Consider the following 15,732-nt stretch of genomic DNA (forward strand, 5'->3'; position numbering starts at 1 on the left):
AACTCAAGGAATTCAAACGGATCGCACTGCGTAGCGACAAAACAGACAGCTCATTCGCCGCCATGATCTATCTCGCCGCAGCCGTCATACGGTCACGATGAATCTCAACAAGCCCTATAAAAATCAAGTAAAAACACCTTCCTAGGATCAGCGCCAAACTGATCTAGGTCCAGGACCGAGCACGGTCCTGGCGGGGGTGTCGGGGGCGGAGCCCCTGACAGGCGCCTTCGGTTCAGGGGTTACTGCCTGACAGGTTCAGCAGCCGCGTCATGGCGGCGGGGCCTTGCGGGCCCGCGGCTTCGATCCGCGGCATGGGCACGGGCTGTTCCGGGCTGGCAGTCACCTCGATGGTGCGGGCTTCGCCGCGGATGAAGCGCAGCACCGCCTCCCGCAGGCTGGCCAGCCCGGCGGGCTCGCCCTTGGGGGCGGAGAGCGTGGCCTGGGCCATCTGCGCGTGCATCTGGCGGATGCGCTCCGGCGTGCTGCCCTGGCGCGCGGCCTGGGTGCGCAGCACGCGCTCATACAGCCCGTCATCGACCTGGCGCAGGCGGAAGGCCCCCAGGCGCACGCGGCTGGTGTCCTGCTGGCGGGCGGCCTCCGGCGTCCAGCCATCCATGGTCAGGGCGATGGCGGTGGCGCCCAGCTGCTGCACGCCGATGGCGAAGGCGGGGATGGTCAGGCGCCCGGTGGCGGAGCGGTAATCGGCATCCAGCGTCAGGCTGGCATCCAGCCGGGGCAGTTCCAGCATGGACAGGAAGGGCTGGGTCCCGGGTCCCGGCTCCACGCGCAGGCCGCGCAGGCCGATGGCGGCGGTGCCGGACTGGTCGGGTTCGGCCGTAACGTCGGCCGAGAACCGCTCCAGCCCACCCAGCACGGCGCCGGCGGCGCTCAGTTCCACGCCCTCGACGACCAGGCCGGCCTGGCCCGGGTGCAGGCCCGGGGGCGGTTCCTGCCGCACGGCGGCGGTGAACCAGGTGGCCAGGTCCAGCCCCTCCGTCGCGATGCGGGCGATGGCCACGTCGCTGACCGGGCTGGCCGGAATGCCGAGCACGGACAGCCCCTCCACCTCCGCTCGCGTCCGCCGGCCGGTGCCGTAGTCGCGGATGGCCAGGCGGCGGATGGTGACGTTGGCGGGCCCGCCCACCTCTAGCCCCTCCAGCGTGATCTCCTCCAGCGTGAAGGCATCGGGCAGCGGGGGCGCGCCGCCGGGGGCGGGGGTATAGGCCAGCCCGGCCAGGCGGAAATTCGTGGCGCGCAGCGGCCCGCTGGCCATGTTGCCCTGCAGGCCGTCGGCCTCCACCCGGGCGGCGCCGGTCTCGCTCAGCCGGTCCAGCAGCAGGGTGGCGATCGAGACCGTCTCATTCCCGCGCGTCAGCGTGACGCCGGACAGGCGCACGGCCTCCGGCGCGCCCTCCACGGGGCTGGCCGCGTGGTAGGCCAGCGTGACCTGGGCCGAGAGCAGCCCGCGCAGCCGTTGCACGGCCGGATGGTCCTGCGCCCTGGCAGGCATGGCGGAGAGGCAGAGCAGGGCAAGCAGGGCGGCGCGGCGCATGGGCGTCTCCGTTGAATTCAGGCGAGCTTCGCATGTGGGCAGGGCTGGCGCATCACCCAAGCGGGGGCCATGTTTTGTTGCATGAGCAAGCTTCCCACCAAGCCCGGGACGGGCGCCGTGGCGGCCTTTCTGGAACAGGCGCGCGCCGTGGCCGCCCGGCCGGCGGCGGCCCCGCGCGGGCGGCTGCTGTTCCTGATGGACGCGACCGCCAGCCGCCAGCCGACATGGGACACCGCCTGTTCGCTGATGGCGGGCATGTTCGCGGCGACGGCCGAACTGGGCGGGCTGGCGGTGCAACTGGCTTATTTCCGGGGGCATCTGGAATTCGCCGCCACCCCCTTCCTGGCCGATGCGGCGGAGCTGACGCGCCGCATGGCCGGGGTGCGGTGCCTGGGCGGGCAGACGCAGATCCTGCGCGCCCTGAGCCATGCGCTGGATGAGACCCGCCGCCAGCGCGTGCACGCCACCGTGCTGGTGGGCGACGCGATGGAGGAGGCGCTGGACCCCATCTGCCACATCGCGGGGCAGCTCGGCATCGCGGGCACGCCGGTCTTCGCCTTTCATGAGGGCGGCGAGCGCGCCAGCGCCGAGGCGTTCCGGCAGATCGCGAAGCTGTCGGGCGGGGCCTTCATGCCCTTCGACAGCGCCAGCGCCGAGGCGCTGCGCGACCTGCTGCGGGCGGTGGCCATCTTCGCGGCGCGCGGGCGGGAGGGGCTGCGCGCCCTGCCGGGCGGGGCCGCGCGCGGCATGCTGGCGCAATTGCCGGGGCCGCGCTGATGCCCTGGCTGGTGGGCGGCTTCCTGCTGCTGGCGCTGGGCTGGTTCGGGCTGCAGGCCTTCGCCCGGGCCAACCCGGCGCAGATCAAGAACGCCTTGGTCTGGTTGCTGGCGGTGGCGGGCGCGCTGCTGCTGGGGCTGATGCTGCTGGCCGGTCGGGGCGGCACCGCCTTTTCCGCCCTGCTGCTGCTGGGGCCGATGCTGTGGCGCTGGTGGCAGGGTTGGCGGGCCAGGGCCGTCTTCTCCCGCGCCGAGGGGCAGGAGACCGGGGTGGACACCGCCACGCTGGAGATGCGGCTGGACCTGTCCACCGGCGAGATGCGCGGGCGGGTGAAACGGGGCGCCTTCGCCGGTCGTGACTTGTCGGAATTGGCCGAGGAAGGTCTGCGGGCCCTGCTGGCCGAGTGCCGGCGGGAGGACCCGGAGAGCGTGCCTCTGCTGGAAGCCTGGCTGGACCGGGTGGCGCCGGACTGGCGCGCGGGGGCAGGGCAGGGGGGCGGGGAACCCCCGCTGGATCAGGCCCATGCCCTTGAATTGCTGGGGCTTTCCCCGGGCGCCACGGAGGCCGAGATCCGCGCTGCCCACCGCCAGGCCATGCTGCGTGCCCACCCCGACCATGGCGGGGATGACAATTTGGCGGCACGGCTGAATGCCGCGCGGGACTTGCTGTTGCGTCACGGACGCGCACCGTGACAACACGGGGCGCGCCGTGGCACATCACTGCCACGCACCGCTCGTTGGAGTTGCACGCTTCCATGGTCAAACCGCTCAAGAAAGCCGTCCTGCCGGTCGCCGGCCTCGGCACCCGCTTCCTGCCCGCCACCAAGGCGCTGGCGAAGGAGATGCTGCCGGTCGTGGACCGCCCGCTGATCCAGTACGCGGTGGATGAGGCGCGCGCCGCCGGCATCGAGCAGTTCTGCTTCGTCACCGGCCGCGGCAAGACCGCGATCGTCGAGCATTTCGACCTGGCCTATGAGCTGGAGCGCACCCTGGCCGAGCGCGGCAAGAACAAGGAGCTGGCCGAGCTGCACGCCCAGGCCCTGCCGCCCGGCGCCATCGTTACCACCCGCCAGCAGGTGCCCATGGGCCTCGGCCACGCCATCTGGTGCGCCCGCAGCTTCATCGGCGACGACCCCTTCGCCATCCTGCTGCCCGATGACCTGATGCAGTGCGAGGTGTCCTGCACCAAGCAACTCGCGGATGCGTATCTGGAGACGGGCGGCAATGTCGTGGCCATCGAGGAAGTGCCGATGGAGCGCGTCAACAAGTATGGCGTGATCGACATCGCCGAGGACAAGGGCCGCCTGGTTTCCGTCAAGGGGCTGGTGGAAAAGCCGCCGGTCGAGGAAGCGCCATCCAACCTCACCATCATCGGCCGCTATGTGCTGATGCCCGAGGTGATCGGCCACCTGGCCAAGATGGAAAAGGGCGCGGGCGGCGAGGTGCAGCTGACCGACGGTATGGCCAAGCTGATCGGCAACCAGCCCTTCCATGGCGTGCGGTATGAGGGCAAGCGCTTCGACTGCGGCGACAAGATGGGCTTCCTGGAGGCGCAGATCGCCTTCGCGCTGAAGCGGCCCGAGCTGGCCGACGGCATGCGCGCGGTGATGGAGAAGTACCGGTAAGGGGCGCACGATGCGCATCGCCATTCTGGGGGCGGGCTATGTCGGCCTCGTCTCCGGTGCCTGCTTCGCCGAATTCGGCGTGCAGGTGGCGCTGGTGGACAGCGACGCCAGCAAGATCACGGCCCTGCGCGAAGGGCGGATCCCGATCTATGAGCCAGGCCTCGACAAGCTGGTCGCGGACAATGTGCGCGACGAACGCCTGACCTTCCACGACACGCTGGAGGAAGCGATGGAGGGGGCGGAGGCGGTGTTCCTGGCTGTCGGCACCCCATCCCGCCGGGGCGATGGCCATGCCGACCTCAGCTATGTCTTCGCGGCCGCCGAGCAGGTGGCCCGCGCGGCCACCCGCCCGCTGACGCTGGTGACCAAATCCACCGTGCCGGTGGGCACGGGGCGGCGGATCATCGACCTGATCCGCCCGATCAACCCCGACATCGCGGTGGCCTCCAACCCCGAATTCCTGCGCGAGGGGGCGGCGATCGGCGATTTCATGCGCCCCGACCGCGTGGTGATCGGCACCGAGGACAATGCGCTGGGCACCCGCGCGCTGGAGACCCTGCGCCGGCTGTACCGCCCGCTGTACCTGATCGAGACGCCCATCGTCGCGACCAGCCTGGAAACCGCCGAGATCATCAAATACGCGGCCAACAGCTTCCTGGCGATGAAGATCAGCTTCATCAACGAGGTGGCCAATCTGTGCGAGGCCGCGGGTGCCGATGTGCATGATGTCGCGCGCGGCATCGGCCTGGATGGCCGGATCGGGCGGAAGTTCCTGCATCCGGGCCCGGGCTATGGCGGCAGCTGCTTCCCGAAGGACACGCTGGCCTTCGCGCGCACCGCGCAGGATCTGGGCACGCCGCTGCGGCTGATCGAGACCACCATCGCCGTGAACGAATCCCGCAAGGAGGAGATGGCCCATCGCGTCATCGCGGCCTTCGGCGGGGATGTGAAGGGCAAGCGCATCGCCGTGCTGGGCCTAGCCTTCAAGCCCGAGACCGACGACATGCGCGACGCGCCCTCCCTGGTGGTGGTGCCCGCCCTGATGGCGGCCGGCGCCGAGGTCGCGGCCTATGACCCGGAGGGCACGGCCTTCGCCCGGCAGCTGCTGCCGGCCGGGGTGCGCTTCGCCGCCAGCGCCACCGCCGCGCTGGAGGGGGCGGACGCCGCCGTGCTGCTGACGGAATGGAACGAATTCCGCGCCCTGCCGCCCGAACGCCTCAAATCCGCCATGCGGGGCGATGTCTTCTGCGACTTCCGCAATGTGTACGATCCCGTGGCGATGCGCGCCGCGGGCTTCACCTACCTCAGCATAGGGAGGCCTTGATGGCCGGCTTCACGCACAGCTTCCACCCCACCAGCCTGCGCGAATACGACATCCGCGGGATCATCGCCGAAACCCTGGGGGCGGAGGATGCCTTCGCCATCGGCCGTTGCTTCGGCACGGTGGTGGCGCGCGCCGGGGGCTCAAGCGTGGCGGTCGGCTATGACGGGCGGCTGTCCTCCCCGATGCTGGAGGAAGCGCTGGTGAACGGGTTGATGGCCAGCGGCATGCAGGTGTTCCGCGTGGGCTGCGGCCCCACGCCCATGCTGTATTTCGCGGCCTATCACCTGAAGACCGATGGCGCGGTGATGGTGACCGGCAGCCACAACCCGCCCAACTACAACGGCTTCAAGTCCATGCTCGGCAAGAAGCCCTTCTTCGGCAAGGACATCCAGGCCCTCGGCGCCATGGCCGCCGCCGGCGATGTGGTGCCTGAAGCCCAGGGTGCCTCCACCCATGTGGATGTCGCGGCCGAATACGTGGCGCGCATGCTGAAGGATTACGACGGCGCCCGCGGCCTGAAGGTGGTGTGGGATCCGGGCAATGGCTCGGGCGGCAAGATCACCCAGGATCTGGTGGCCCAGCTGCCCGGCACGCATGTGGTGATCAACGCCGACATCGACGGCACCTTCCCCAACCACCACCCCGACCCCACGGTGCTGAAGAACCTGGCCCAGATCATCGCCAAGGTGCGCGAGACCGGCTCCGACCTCGGCATCGCCTTCGATGGCGACGCGGACCGCATCGGCGTGGTGGACGGCGAGGGCAACATGCTGTTCGGCGACCAGCTGCTGGTGGTCCTCGCCCGCGACGTGCTGAAGGCCCATCCGGGGGCGACCATCATCGCCGATGTGAAGGCCAGCCAGGTGCTGTTCGACGAGGTGGCGAAGGCCGGCGGCACGCCGCTGATGTGGAAGACCGGCCACAGCCTGATCAAGCAGAAGATGGCCGAGACCGGCAGCCCGCTGGCGGGCGAGATGTCGGGTCACACCTTCTTCGCCGACAAGTGGTATGGCTTCGACGACGCGCTGTATTCCGCCGTACGGCTGCTGGGCATCCTGGGCCGCACGCCCGAGACGCTGGCCCAGATGCGCGCCGCCCTGCCGCAGGTGCTGAACACGCCCGAGCTGCGCTTCGACTGCCCCGAGGACCGCAAGTTCGAGGTGGTGAAGGAAGTGGCCGGCCGCCTGGCCGCCGAGGGCGCCAAGGTGCAGGATGTGGACGGCGTGCGCGTGCTGACCGAGGATGGCTGGTGGCTGCTGCGCGCCTCCAATACCCAGGCGGTGCTGGTGGCGCGTGCCGAGGCCCGCACGGCCGAGGGGCTGGAGCGGCTGAAGGCCAGCTTGGCGAAGCAGGTCGTGGCCTCGGGCCTCGCGGTGCCGGATTTCTCGGGCGAGAATTCCGGCCACTGAGGCAGGTGCCGCGCCCTATGCTTGCCATGATCGGCTGCTGCGATGGGCGCAAGCATAGGGTGGAGGCGTGCTGATGGTTCGTCACTGGGTTCTGGGGATCGCCTTCGGCGCCGCGCTGGCTGCGTCGGCCGCCGCGCAGGGGGTCAAGCCCGGCTATGCCCCCCCTGGCTATGCTCCCCCTGGCCAGGGCGTGGCGCCTTTCCCGGGCAAGCCCGGCTACAACGGCCAGCCCGAGGCCCAGCCGGGCCTGTGCTCGCCCGAGGAACGGCAGCTGATCGAGAGCGGCTTCCGCGAGGCGCACCGCATCACCGCCGATGCCCTGCGCCGCCTGCAGGCCGAGCCCGGCCTGCCGCAATACCGCCGCTTCTTCGGCAATGGCCCGCGTGAGCAGGTGGAGCAGACCCTGCGCCTGACGGCGGATTGGCTGGCCCGCCAGCGCCCCGCCACCCTGGCCTGCAACCACCCGAACAACTGCCCGCAGGGCCGCTTCGCCTACACCAGCACCCAGACCACGGCGATGGGCTTCTGTTCCCTGTATTTCAACGGGCGGGACACCGGCTTCGACAGCCGCGCGGGCGTGATCATCCATGAGGTGACGCATATCGCCGCCCGCACGCGCGACGTGGTCTATTCCCCCCGCAACGCCATGGCGCTGGCCAAGTCCAACCCGGACAACGCCGTGGTGAACGCCGACAACTACGAGTATTTCATCGAGGCGGTGCGCGACAATTGGGCGGACTGATCTTCCTGTACGGCACGCTGCTGCGGGCCGATGTGCTGGCCCGGCAATCGGGGCGGGCGGGGCTGTATCGGCAATTGCGCCCCGCGCTGCTGCCGGGCCATGCCCGGGTGTTCCTGCGCGGCACGCCCTATCCCACCCTGGTCCGCCGGCCCGGATCCATGGTGGGGGGCGCGCTGCTGCGGCCCGATGGCGCGGCGCTGGCCCGGCTGCGCGCCTATGAGGGGCCCTCCTATCGGCTGGTGCCGCTGCGGGTGCTGACGGCGCGCGGGCCGGTGAATGCCCGCGCCTGGGTCGGGCCGCGCTGGCGGGCCGGGCGCCGGGCCTGGGTGGGGCTGCTGGGCGCCTGACGCGGCGTATCCCTGCCCCGGGCTTCCTGCATTTCAGAAAATTCCGCCGCCATGCGATACTTCTTCCGGCATGCGGCATTCACCATGTACGCGGCAGGGCGCACGCCATCGTGAGCAGGCGTGGCACCCCCAGGGGATTTGACGGACACTTTCATGGCCGAGCATGAGCTTCGCGCAGGGGGCCGGATGGCGGTGCCATCCCTTGACCCTACGGCGCCCGAACCGAAACCCGAGCCGCCGGAAGGCGGCCAGGAGAATCCCCGCAAGGGCCGGCGCCGCGCGCGGGGCTGGGGAATTCTTCGGCTGATGACGGTGGGCGCCACGGTGCTGGTGCTCTCGGGCGGCGTCGCGGCGGTGGGCATCTATACCAGCCTGCAGGCGGACCTGCCGGATCACCGCTGGCTCGCCGACTACCACCCGCAGCAGATGTCGCGCATCTACGCCGCCGACAGCCGGCTGATGGCGGAGCTGGCCGTGGAACGCCGGGTGTTCGTGCCGATCGAGGCCATTCCCGCCCGCCTCCAGCAGGCCTTCATCTCCGCCGAGGACCAGCGCTTCCGCGAGCATCACGGTATCGACCCGCTGGGCATCACCCGCGCGATCGTCACCTATGTGCGCGACCGTGGGTCGGGGCGGCGGATGCAGGGTGCCTCCACCATCACCCAGCAGGTGGCCAAGAACATGCTGGTGGGTGCCGACCGCACCCTGCTGCGCAAGGCGCGGGAGGCGCTGCTGGCCATCCGGCTGGAGAGCACGCTCAGCAAGGACCGCATCCTCGAGATCTATCTGAACGAGATCTATCTGGGCGCGCAGGCCTATGGCGTGGCCGCGGCCGCCCAGGCCTATTTCAACCGGGGGCTGGATGAGCTGACGGTGGGCGAGATGGCCTTCCTCGCCTCCCTGCCCAAGGCGCCCAACAACTACAACCCCGCCCGCCACCCCGAGGCCGCCCGCGCCCGCCGCAACTGGGTGCTGGAACGCATGGCCGAGGACGGCGCCATCACCCAGGCGGAATTGCAGGCCGCCCAGGCGGAGCCCCTGCAGACCCGTCCCAGCCGCCGGCCGGACATGGTGGCGGTGGGCCAGCACTTCACCGAGGATGTGCGGCGCGAACTCGTCTCCCGCTTCGGGGCGGAGCAGACGGGCGGCGGCGGGCTGGTGGTGCGCACCAGCCTGGACCCCGACCTGCAGGCCGCGACCGAAACCGCCCTGCGCGCCGGGCTGACGAATTACGACCGCCGGCGCGGCGGCTGGCGCGGCCCGGTGGCGCGCATCCCCGCCGGCCCGCAGGATTGGCAGCCGGCGCTGGAGGCCACGGCCCGGCCCGGCGGCATGCTGCCCGCCTGGCAGCTGGCCGTGGTGCAGCAGGTGAGCGAGCGTGAGGCCCGCGTGGCCTGGCTGGAGCGCGACGCCGCCCGCAACCCGGTGCCGCGCAGCGCGGTGCTGGAACTGTCCGAACTCGCCTGGGCGCGGCCGCAGCTGCCGGTGCGCGCCGGCGACCCCCCGCGCCTGGGCAACCCGCCGCGCCGCATGGCCGATGTGGTGGCCGCCGGCGACGTGATCATGGTGGAGCCCATCGCCCAGCGCGCCGGCCGCGTCACCCTGCGCCAGATCCCGGAGGTGGAGGGCGCCGTGGTGGCACTCGACCCCGCCACCGGCCGCATCCTGGCGATGTCCGGCGGCTGGAGCTTCGAGCGCAGCCAGTACAACCGCGCCACCCAGGCGCAGCGCCAGCCCGGCTCCTCCTTCAAGCCTTTCGTCTATCTGGCGGCGCTGGAGGAAGGCATTCCGCCCAACCAGCGCTTCATGGACACGCCGGTGGAAATCCAGACCGGCGCGGGCGTGTGGCGGCCCAGCAACTACAGCGGCGGCGCCACCGGCCAGGCCGTTTCCATGCGCGCGGCGCTGGAGCGCAGCCTCAACCTCGTCACCGTCCGCATCGCGGAGCAGGTGGGCATGCCGCGCGTCAGCGACGTGGCCAACCGCTTCGGCGTGATCGACAACATGCCGCCCTACATCGCCATGAGCCTGGGCGCGGGCGAGACCACGGTGGCCCGCATGGCCGCCGCCTATGCCGGTTTCGTCAATGGCGGGCGGCGGGTGAACCCCACCCTGATCGACAGCGTGCAGGACCAGCGCGGGCGCGTGGTGTGGCGCAGCGATGTGCGCGGCTGCCAGACCTGCGCCTCCGGCCCCGAGCAGGTGCCGAACCTGGAGGACAACCGCCGCCGCATCACCGACCCCATCGCGGCGTACCAGATGGTGAACATGTTGCAGGGCGTGGTGCAGCGCGGCACCGGCGGGCGCGCGGGGGCCGGGCTGAACCGCCCCGTCGCCGGCAAGACCGGCACCAGCAACGACTACAAGGACAACTGGTTCGTGGGCTTCACCCCCGACATCGTGGTGGCCGTGTGGGTAGGCTTCGATGACCCGCGCACGCTGGGCAATGGCGAGACCGGCGGTTCCAACGCGGCGCCGATCTTCCGCGACGTGATGGCCGCCGCCCTGCAGGGCAGCCCGCCCGTGCCGTTCCGCGCGCCGCCCGGTGTCTCCCTGGTGCGGATCACGCATGACAACGGGCAGTCCATCATGGAAGCCTTCCGGCCCGGGACGGAGAACAGCGCCCAGCCGGTCGATGGCTTCGCGCCGGGGGCGGCGGAGCGCGTGGAACGCGGCCTGGGCGGGGTTTACTGAGGGGGGGGGCTCCCGCGCCCCGCGATCAGTCGATCCCCGCCGCCTGCGCGTGGGCGCGCAGGGCGGCCACGAAGACCCGCAGCTTCGGCGCCCGCGCCCGGCTGGCCTGGAACACCAGCTGCACCGGCACGGGCGGTGGCTCGAACTCCGGCAGCACATAGGCCAGCCGCCCCGCCGCCACATGGCCCGCCACCTGGTATGACAGCGCGCGGGCGATGCCCATGCCATCCAGCGCGGCGGCGACCACCGACTCCACATCGTTGGTCAGCAGCCGCGGCGTGAGGCGGATGGCGGGCCGCCCCTCGGGCCCGAAGCGCCATTCGCCCTGGGCGGCGAAATTGTCGAACACCAGCTGCGTGTGCGCCTGCAGGGCCGCCGGGTCGGCCGGGGTGCCATGGGCGGCCAGATAGGCGGGGCTGGCCACCAGCACGCGCCGCACCTCCGCCACGCGCACCGCGTGCAGGGCGCTGTCCGGCAGCTCCGCGATGCGCAGGGCCACATCCACCCCTTCCTCCACCAGCCGCACCAGGCGGTCCTGCAGTGTCAGGCGGATGGTCAGCCTGGGGTGGCGGCGCATCAGCGCCAGCGCCACCGGCAGCACATGCATCCGCCCGAACACCACCGGCGCGGTCACGATCAATTCGCCCTGCGGCTCGCTCTCCTCGCCGCGCAGGTCTCGGGCGGCGTCGTCCAGCTCGGCCAGGGCATGGGCGCAGCGTTGCAGATAGGTCGTGCCCTCGGGCGTCAGCGCCACCGCGCGGGTGCTGCGGCGCAGCAGCAGCACGCCCAGCGCCTGTTCCAGCGCGCTGACCGCGCGGCTGGCGGCGCTGGGCGAGATCCGCAACTGGCGCGCCGCCTCCGCGAAGCTTTGCCGCTCCGCCACGGCGATGAAGGTGCGCAGGGCGTCCAGCCGGTCCATTGATGCTGATCCTGGTGGAATGAAGTGCAATATCGATGAATTATCCCAAGGCTTGCAAGAGACGACATGGGGGGGCACAGGCGGCCGCTTCCGGCCACCCTCGCTTCGGAGAGCCCATGTCCCGCATTTCCCTTCCCGGCCCTGAGGAAACCCCGGCCGCTTCCCGCCCCCTGCTCGATGGCCTTGCCCGCAAGCTCGGCTCCGTGCCCAACCTGTACCGCCTGCTCGCCCTCAGCCCGGCCGGCCTCGAAGGCGTGCTGGGCCTCGGCGGCGCCCTGTCCCGCACGCTGGACGGCCCGTTGCGGGAACGCATCGCCATTGCCGTCGCGCAGGTGAACGGCTGCGACTACTGCCTCTCGGCGCATGCCTATCTGGGCGCCAAGCTGGCCGGCCTGGCGCCCGAGGAGATCGCGGCGAACCGGCATGGCCATTCCCTCGATGCCCGCGCCGACACGGCCGTCAGCTTCGCCGCCCGGGTGGCGCAGCATCGCGGCCAGGTCACGAACGAGGAGGTGGCCCAGGTGATCGCCGCCGGCTTCACCGACACCGAGGTGCTGGAGATCGTGTTGCAGGTCGCGCTGAACGGCCTGACCAACCTGGTCAACAACGTGGTGCGCACGCCGGTGGATTTCCCGCCGCTCGCCGCCAAGGCCTGAGCGGAGCACGGCCATGACCGCACCCGCCATCCGCCACCGCACCGCCGAGATCCTGGGCCGCCGCGTCTTCTGGCGTGAGGCCGGGGACCCCGCGCGGCGGACCATCCTGCTGCTGCACGGCTTTCCCGCCAGTTCCTTCATGTTCCGGGACCTGATCCCCCCGCTGGCCGCGCGCTTCCATGTGGTGGCGCCCGACCTGATCGGCTTCGGCCAGTCCGAGGCACCGCCCGCCGGCGAATTCGAATACAGCTTCGCCAACCTCACCCGGCATGTGCGCGGGCTGCTGGAGCATCTCGGGCTGACCTCCTGCATCTACTACATGCAGGATTATGGCGGCCCGATCGGCTTCCGGCTGTTCGCGGAGAAGCCGGAACAGGTGGCGGGCTTCGTCATCCAGAACACCAACGCCTATCTCGAAGGCGTGGGCGACATGCCGAAGCAGGTGTTCCTGCCGCTGTGGGAACGCCGCGACGCCACCACCGAGGCCGCGGCCCGGGGCTTCCTGGCGGCGGAGACCACGCGCTTCCAGTACACCGTCGGCGCCCGGGACCCGGAGGCCGTGAGCCCCGACAACTGGACGCTGGACCAGGCCCTGCTGGACCGGCCCGGCCACGACCGCGCCCATCTGGACCTGCTGGCGGATTACCGGACCAACGTCGCGGCCTATCCCGCCTGGCAGCAGGCCTTCCGCACCTGGCAGCCGCCCACGCTGATCGCCTGGGGGCGGCATGATCCCTTCTTCATCCCGGAAGGGGCGGAAGCCTATCGGCGCGACCTGCCGCAGGCGCGGCTGGTCTGGCTCGATGGCGGGCATTTCGTGCTGGACGAGCACGCGCCCGCCGTCGCGGCCGAGATCCTGGCCAGCTTCGGTTGAGGAGGGCAGGGGATGTTCAGACCGTTCCTCGCCGCCCTGCTGCTGGGCACGCTGGCCGTGCCGGCGCAGGCCCAGGTCAACCGCAGCGGCTACCGCCTGCCGCTGGAACTGGCACTCGAAGCAGCGCAGGAGGCGGCGCGCCACTGCCTGGCCAACGGGTATGAGGTGAGCGTGACCGTGGTGGACAGCTCCGGCGTGCCGCAGGTGGCGCTGCGGACCGACGGCGCCACCATCCACACGCGGGAGACCAGCTTCCGCAAGGCTTATACGGTCGTGACGCTGGGGCCTGTCTTCCGTTTCCAGACCGCGGGGGGCTTCGCGGCGCTGGTGGCGCGCAACCCGGCCAACGGGGCGGCCCTGGCCTCGGTCGCCAACGTCATCCCCCTGGCCGGCGCGGTGGCCTTCGTCGCGCATGGGGAGATCGTGGCGGCGCTCGGCGTGGGCGGCGCGCCGGGCGGCGAGCGCGACGAAGCCTGCGCGGAGGCCGGGCTGGCCCGGGTGCGGGGGCGCCTGCCCGCGCCCTGAAAGGGCAGGGCGGGGGTGATCGCTACTCCCCGCCCATCGCCCACAGCAGATCCGCCCCCGGGTTGCTGCCGCCCAGCGCCCGGAACAGCCGGATCTCCACCGGGATATCGAAGCCTTCGCCCCCCGCGCGCACCAGCCGCCCGCGCTCCATCTCCTCGCCGGCCATGGTCAGCGGCAACCAAGCCACCCCATAGCCTTCGCGCGCCATGGTCATCAGCGTGGCCGCCAGGTGGGAGGTGAACACCACCTCCACCGGGCCCGGCAGGGCGGGCGCGGCGGCGGCCAGGATGCGCCCGAGCCCGGAGGCCTGGCCGTAGCCCAGCAGCCGCGTGGGCCCCTCCAGCGTCCAGGCCGAACCGGGGGCGCACATCGGCACCAGCACGTCGCCCCCCACGCGCCGGCTTTCGAACCGCCCGGCATCCAGCCGCCCCGGCGCGTCGGGGTGGTGGTGGCACAGCAGGGCGTGCACCTCGCCCGCCAGCATGATCTGCTCGCAGGCCTCCAGGCTGTCGGAGACGAGGTTGATGGCGCCGAGTGCCTCCAGCGGCAGCCGCGCACGGATCCAGCCGGGGAAGAAGGTGAAGGACAGCGCATGGGTGGCCGCGATCGACAGCGAGGCCGCCTCGCGCTCCGCCACCGCCTTGGTGTCGCGCCTGGCGTGGTGCAGGCGGTGCAGCAGCTCCTCGGCCAGGGGGTGGAAATGCGCCCCGGCGGGGGTGAGTTCAGCCCCCTGGGCGCCGCGCTGGAACAGGGGGGTGCCGATCCAGTCCTCCAGCGCGCGGATACGGCGGCTGAAGGCGGGCTGGGTCACGTGGCGCAGCTCCGCCGCGCGGGAGAAATTCCGCTGTTCCGCGAGCGCGAGGAAATCCTTCAGCCAGTCCAGTTCCACGACAATACCGTTCGCGCATCACATGAACCGATCTTGGCATTGGCCGTGGGGCAGGGTCCAGCCTAGCGTCCGGGCAACCAAGGAGTACGCCCGGTGCGCATCGTCGACGTCCGTGAAATCACCCAGCCCATCGCCTCGCCCATCCGCAACGCCTATATCGACTTCACCAAGATGACCACGAGCCTGGTCGCCGTGGTGACGGACGTGATCCGCGACGGCCGCCCGGTGGTGGGCTATGGCTTCAATTCCAATGGCCGCTACGGCCAGGGCGGGCTGATCCGCGAGCGCTTCCGTGGCCGCATCCTCGAAGCCGCGCCCGAGGCCCTGCTGAACGAGGCGGGCGACAACCTCGACCCCCACCGCATCTGGGCCGCGATGATGGCCAATGAGAAGCCGGGCGGGCATGGCGAGCGCTCCGTCGCCGTTGGCACGCTGGACATGGCGATCTGGGATGCCACGGCCAAGATCGCCGGCAAGCCGCTGTTCCGCCTGCTGGCCGAGCGCCAGGGCACCGAGGCCAACCCCCGCGTCTTCGTCTATGCCGCCGGCGGCTACTACTATCCGGGCAAGGACAATTCGCAGCTCCGCGCCGAAATGCGCAGCTATCTCGACCGCGGCTATACCGTGGTGAAGATGAAGATCGGCGGCGCCTCGATTGAGGAGGACCGGGGCCGCATCGAGGCGGTGCTGCAGGAGATCGGCAGCCAGGCCCAGCTGGCGGTGGACGCCAATGGCCGCTTCGACCTGGAGACCGCCATCGCCTATGCCAAGATGCTGCGGGACTATCCGCTGTTCTGGTATGAGGAAGCGGGCGATCCGCTGGACTATGCCCTTCAGGCGTCGCTGTCCGAATTCTACCCGGCCCCCATGGCCACCGGCGAGAACCTGTTCAGCCACCAGGATGCCCGCAACCTGCTGCGCTATGGCGGCATGCGGCCGGATCGCGACTGGCTGCAATTCGATTGCGCGCTGTCCTATGGGCTGGTCGAATACCTGCGCACGCTGGAGGAGCTGAAGAAGTTCGGCTGGTCCCCCAGCCGCTGCGTGCCGCATGGCGGGCACCAGATGTCGCTGAACATCGCGGCGGGCCTCGGCCTCGGCGGCAACGAAAGCTACCCGGACCTGTTCCAGCCCTATGGCGGCTTCCCCGACAGCGTGAAGGTGGAGAACGGGCATATCGTGATGCCCGAACTGCCGGGCATCGGCTTCGAGGGGAAGTCGGACCTGATCAAGATGATGCGCGACTTGGCGGAGTAGTCGGTCAGGGGCCTTGCCCGGTACAAACCGGCTAGGTTGGTGACAGTTTGGACCGGCGACCTGGGTGACAGTCTTTGTTATCGACTGGGAGGACCGGTCGATGCCCTGGACGGAGATATCCACGATGGATGCGCGGCTGTGCT

At 70.8% G+C, this 15,732-nt stretch carries 15 protein-coding genes and 1 pseudogene; 13 read left to right on the forward strand and 3 right to left on the reverse strand.

Features of this window, described 5'->3' with window-relative positions; all coding sequences use genetic code 11:
• A pseudogene (locus GT007_RS22645) lies at positions 1-101 on the forward strand (IS5/IS1182 family transposase); the annotation flags it as partial.
• A gap of 131 nt (positions 102-232) precedes the next feature.
• Here the strand turns inward: GT007_RS22645 and GT007_RS20705 are convergent.
• Positions 233-1,552 carry a hypothetical protein gene (locus tag GT007_RS20705; RefSeq protein WP_160123573.1) on the reverse strand — a complete coding sequence of 440 codons (1,320 nt, stop codon included), beginning with the start codon at positions 1,550-1,552 and terminating at the stop codon, positions 233-235.
• Positions 1,553-1,633: 81 nt separating this feature from the next.
• On the opposite strand from GT007_RS20705, the gene GT007_RS20710 reads away from it, so the two are divergent.
• The 8 genes from GT007_RS20710 to GT007_RS20745 all read left to right on the forward strand — a co-directional run bounded on the left by GT007_RS20710 (position 1,634) and on the right by GT007_RS20745 (position 10,469).
• Positions 1,634-2,329, forward strand: coding sequence for a vWA domain-containing protein (locus GT007_RS20710; RefSeq protein WP_160123574.1), 696 nt, complete (start codon positions 1,634-1,636; stop codon positions 2,327-2,329).
• Entirely contained in the window at positions 2,329-3,021 is a 693-nt protein-coding gene (locus tag GT007_RS20715; protein ID WP_160123575.1) for a J domain-containing protein, read from the forward strand. Before GT007_RS20710 ends, GT007_RS20715 begins: the two co-directional genes overlap by 1 nt.
• Positions 3,022-3,083: 62 nt before the next feature.
• Positions 3,084-3,953 (forward strand): UTP--glucose-1-phosphate uridylyltransferase GalU, encoded by an 870-nt coding sequence (galU, locus tag GT007_RS20720; RefSeq protein ID WP_160123576.1) that lies wholly within the window; start codon positions 3,084-3,086, stop codon positions 3,951-3,953.
• A 10-nt stretch (positions 3,954-3,963) separates the two neighbouring features.
• Positions 3,964-5,277 (forward strand): UDP-glucose dehydrogenase family protein, encoded by a 1,314-nt coding sequence (locus tag GT007_RS20725; RefSeq protein WP_160123577.1) that lies wholly within the window; start codon positions 3,964-3,966, stop codon positions 5,275-5,277.
• Positions 5,277-6,686, forward strand: coding sequence for a phosphoglucomutase/phosphomannomutase PgmG (gene pgmG, locus GT007_RS20730; RefSeq protein WP_160123578.1), 1,410 nt, complete (start codon positions 5,277-5,279; stop codon positions 6,684-6,686). Before GT007_RS20725 ends, pgmG begins: the two co-directional genes overlap by 1 nt.
• 73 nt (positions 6,687-6,759) lie before the next feature.
• Complete coding sequence (locus GT007_RS20735) at positions 6,760-7,428, forward strand: M35 family metallopeptidase (protein WP_160123579.1); 669 nt, start codon at positions 6,760-6,762, stop codon at positions 7,426-7,428.
• On the forward strand, positions 7,416-7,775 hold the full coding sequence (locus GT007_RS20740; protein ID WP_160123580.1) for a gamma-glutamylcyclotransferase family protein: 360 nt from the start codon (positions 7,416-7,418) through the stop codon (positions 7,773-7,775). The genes GT007_RS20735 and GT007_RS20740 overlap by 13 nt, the downstream gene beginning before the upstream one ends.
• A gap of 306 nt (positions 7,776-8,081) precedes the next feature.
• Entirely contained in the window at positions 8,082-10,469 is a 2,388-nt protein-coding gene (locus GT007_RS20745) for a penicillin-binding protein 1A (RefSeq protein WP_236571790.1), read from the forward strand.
• 25 nt (positions 10,470-10,494) lie between these two features.
• On the opposite strand, the gene GT007_RS20750 is transcribed toward GT007_RS20745, so the two are convergent.
• Positions 10,495-11,388 (reverse strand): LysR family transcriptional regulator, encoded by an 894-nt coding sequence (locus tag GT007_RS20750; protein WP_160123582.1) that lies wholly within the window; start codon positions 11,386-11,388, stop codon positions 10,495-10,497.
• A gap of 116 nt (positions 11,389-11,504) precedes the next feature.
• Between GT007_RS20750 and GT007_RS20755 the strand changes: the two genes are divergently transcribed.
• Genes GT007_RS20755 through GT007_RS20765 form a run of 3 tightly spaced genes read left to right on the forward strand, consistent with a single transcriptional unit; the run spans position 11,505 to position 13,443 of the window.
• A complete protein-coding gene (locus tag GT007_RS20755; RefSeq protein WP_160123583.1) occupies positions 11,505-12,044 on the forward strand; it encodes a carboxymuconolactone decarboxylase family protein in 540 nt (179 codons plus the stop codon).
• Between the two features lie 13 nt (positions 12,045-12,057).
• Complete coding sequence (locus GT007_RS20760; RefSeq protein WP_160123584.1) at positions 12,058-12,918, forward strand: alpha/beta fold hydrolase; 861 nt, start codon at positions 12,058-12,060, stop codon at positions 12,916-12,918.
• A gap of 12 nt (positions 12,919-12,930) precedes the next feature.
• Entirely contained in the window at positions 12,931-13,443 is a 513-nt protein-coding gene (locus tag GT007_RS20765) for a GlcG/HbpS family heme-binding protein (RefSeq protein WP_160123585.1), read from the forward strand.
• Positions 13,444-13,465: 22 nt separating this feature from the next.
• On the opposite strand, the gene GT007_RS20770 is transcribed toward GT007_RS20765, so the two are convergent.
• The gene (locus GT007_RS20770; RefSeq protein ID WP_160123586.1) at positions 13,466-14,332 is read right to left on the reverse strand and encodes a LysR family transcriptional regulator; all 867 of its coding nucleotides are present in this window, start codon (positions 14,330-14,332) and stop codon (positions 13,466-13,468) included.
• A 93-nt stretch (positions 14,333-14,425) separates the two neighbouring features.
• Between GT007_RS20770 and GT007_RS20775 the strand changes: the two genes are divergently transcribed.
• Positions 14,426-15,589: a mandelate racemase/muconate lactonizing enzyme family protein gene (locus tag GT007_RS20775; RefSeq protein WP_160123587.1), complete on the forward strand. Its 1,164-nt coding sequence runs from the start codon at positions 14,426-14,428 to the stop codon at positions 15,587-15,589.
• The last annotated feature ends 143 nt before the right edge of the window (positions 15,590-15,732 follow it).

This window comes from Rhodovarius lipocyclicus, from assembly GCF_009900765.1.
Taxonomy (GTDB): Bacteria; Pseudomonadota; Alphaproteobacteria; order Acetobacterales; family Acetobacteraceae; genus Rhodovarius; species Rhodovarius lipocyclicus.

Coding starts and splice junctions, on each gene's coding strand:
- GT007_RS20735 (WP_160123579.1), top strand. CDS start 6,760: ATGGTTCGTCACTGGGTTCTGGGGATCGCCTTCGGCGCCGCGCTGGCT.
- GT007_RS20725 (WP_160123577.1), top strand. CDS start 3,964: ATGCGCATCGCCATTCTGGGGGCGGGCTATGTCGGCCTCGTCTCCGGT.
- GT007_RS20710 (WP_160123574.1), top strand. CDS start 1,634: ATGAGCAAGCTTCCCACCAAGCCCGGGACGGGCGCCGTGGCGGCCTTT.
- GT007_RS20760 (WP_160123584.1), top strand. CDS start 12,058: ATGACCGCACCCGCCATCCGCCACCGCACCGCCGAGATCCTGGGCCGC.
- GT007_RS20765 (WP_160123585.1), top strand. CDS start 12,931: ATGTTCAGACCGTTCCTCGCCGCCCTGCTGCTGGGCACGCTGGCCGTG.
- galU (WP_160123576.1), top strand. CDS start 3,084: ATGGTCAAACCGCTCAAGAAAGCCGTCCTGCCGGTCGCCGGCCTCGGC.
- GT007_RS20705 (WP_160123573.1), bottom strand. CDS start 1,552: ATGCGCCGCGCCGCCCTGCTTGCCCTGCTCTGCCTCTCCGCCATGCCT.
- GT007_RS20745 (WP_236571790.1), top strand. CDS start 8,082: ATGACGGTGGGCGCCACGGTGCTGGTGCTCTCGGGCGGCGTCGCGGCG.
- GT007_RS20715 (WP_160123575.1), top strand. CDS start 2,329: ATGCCCTGGCTGGTGGGCGGCTTCCTGCTGCTGGCGCTGGGCTGGTTC.
- pgmG (WP_160123578.1), top strand. CDS start 5,277: ATGGCCGGCTTCACGCACAGCTTCCACCCCACCAGCCTGCGCGAATAC.
- GT007_RS20750 (WP_160123582.1), bottom strand. CDS start 11,388: ATGGACCGGCTGGACGCCCTGCGCACCTTCATCGCCGTGGCGGAGCGG.
- GT007_RS20755 (WP_160123583.1), top strand. CDS start 11,505: ATGTCCCGCATTTCCCTTCCCGGCCCTGAGGAAACCCCGGCCGCTTCC.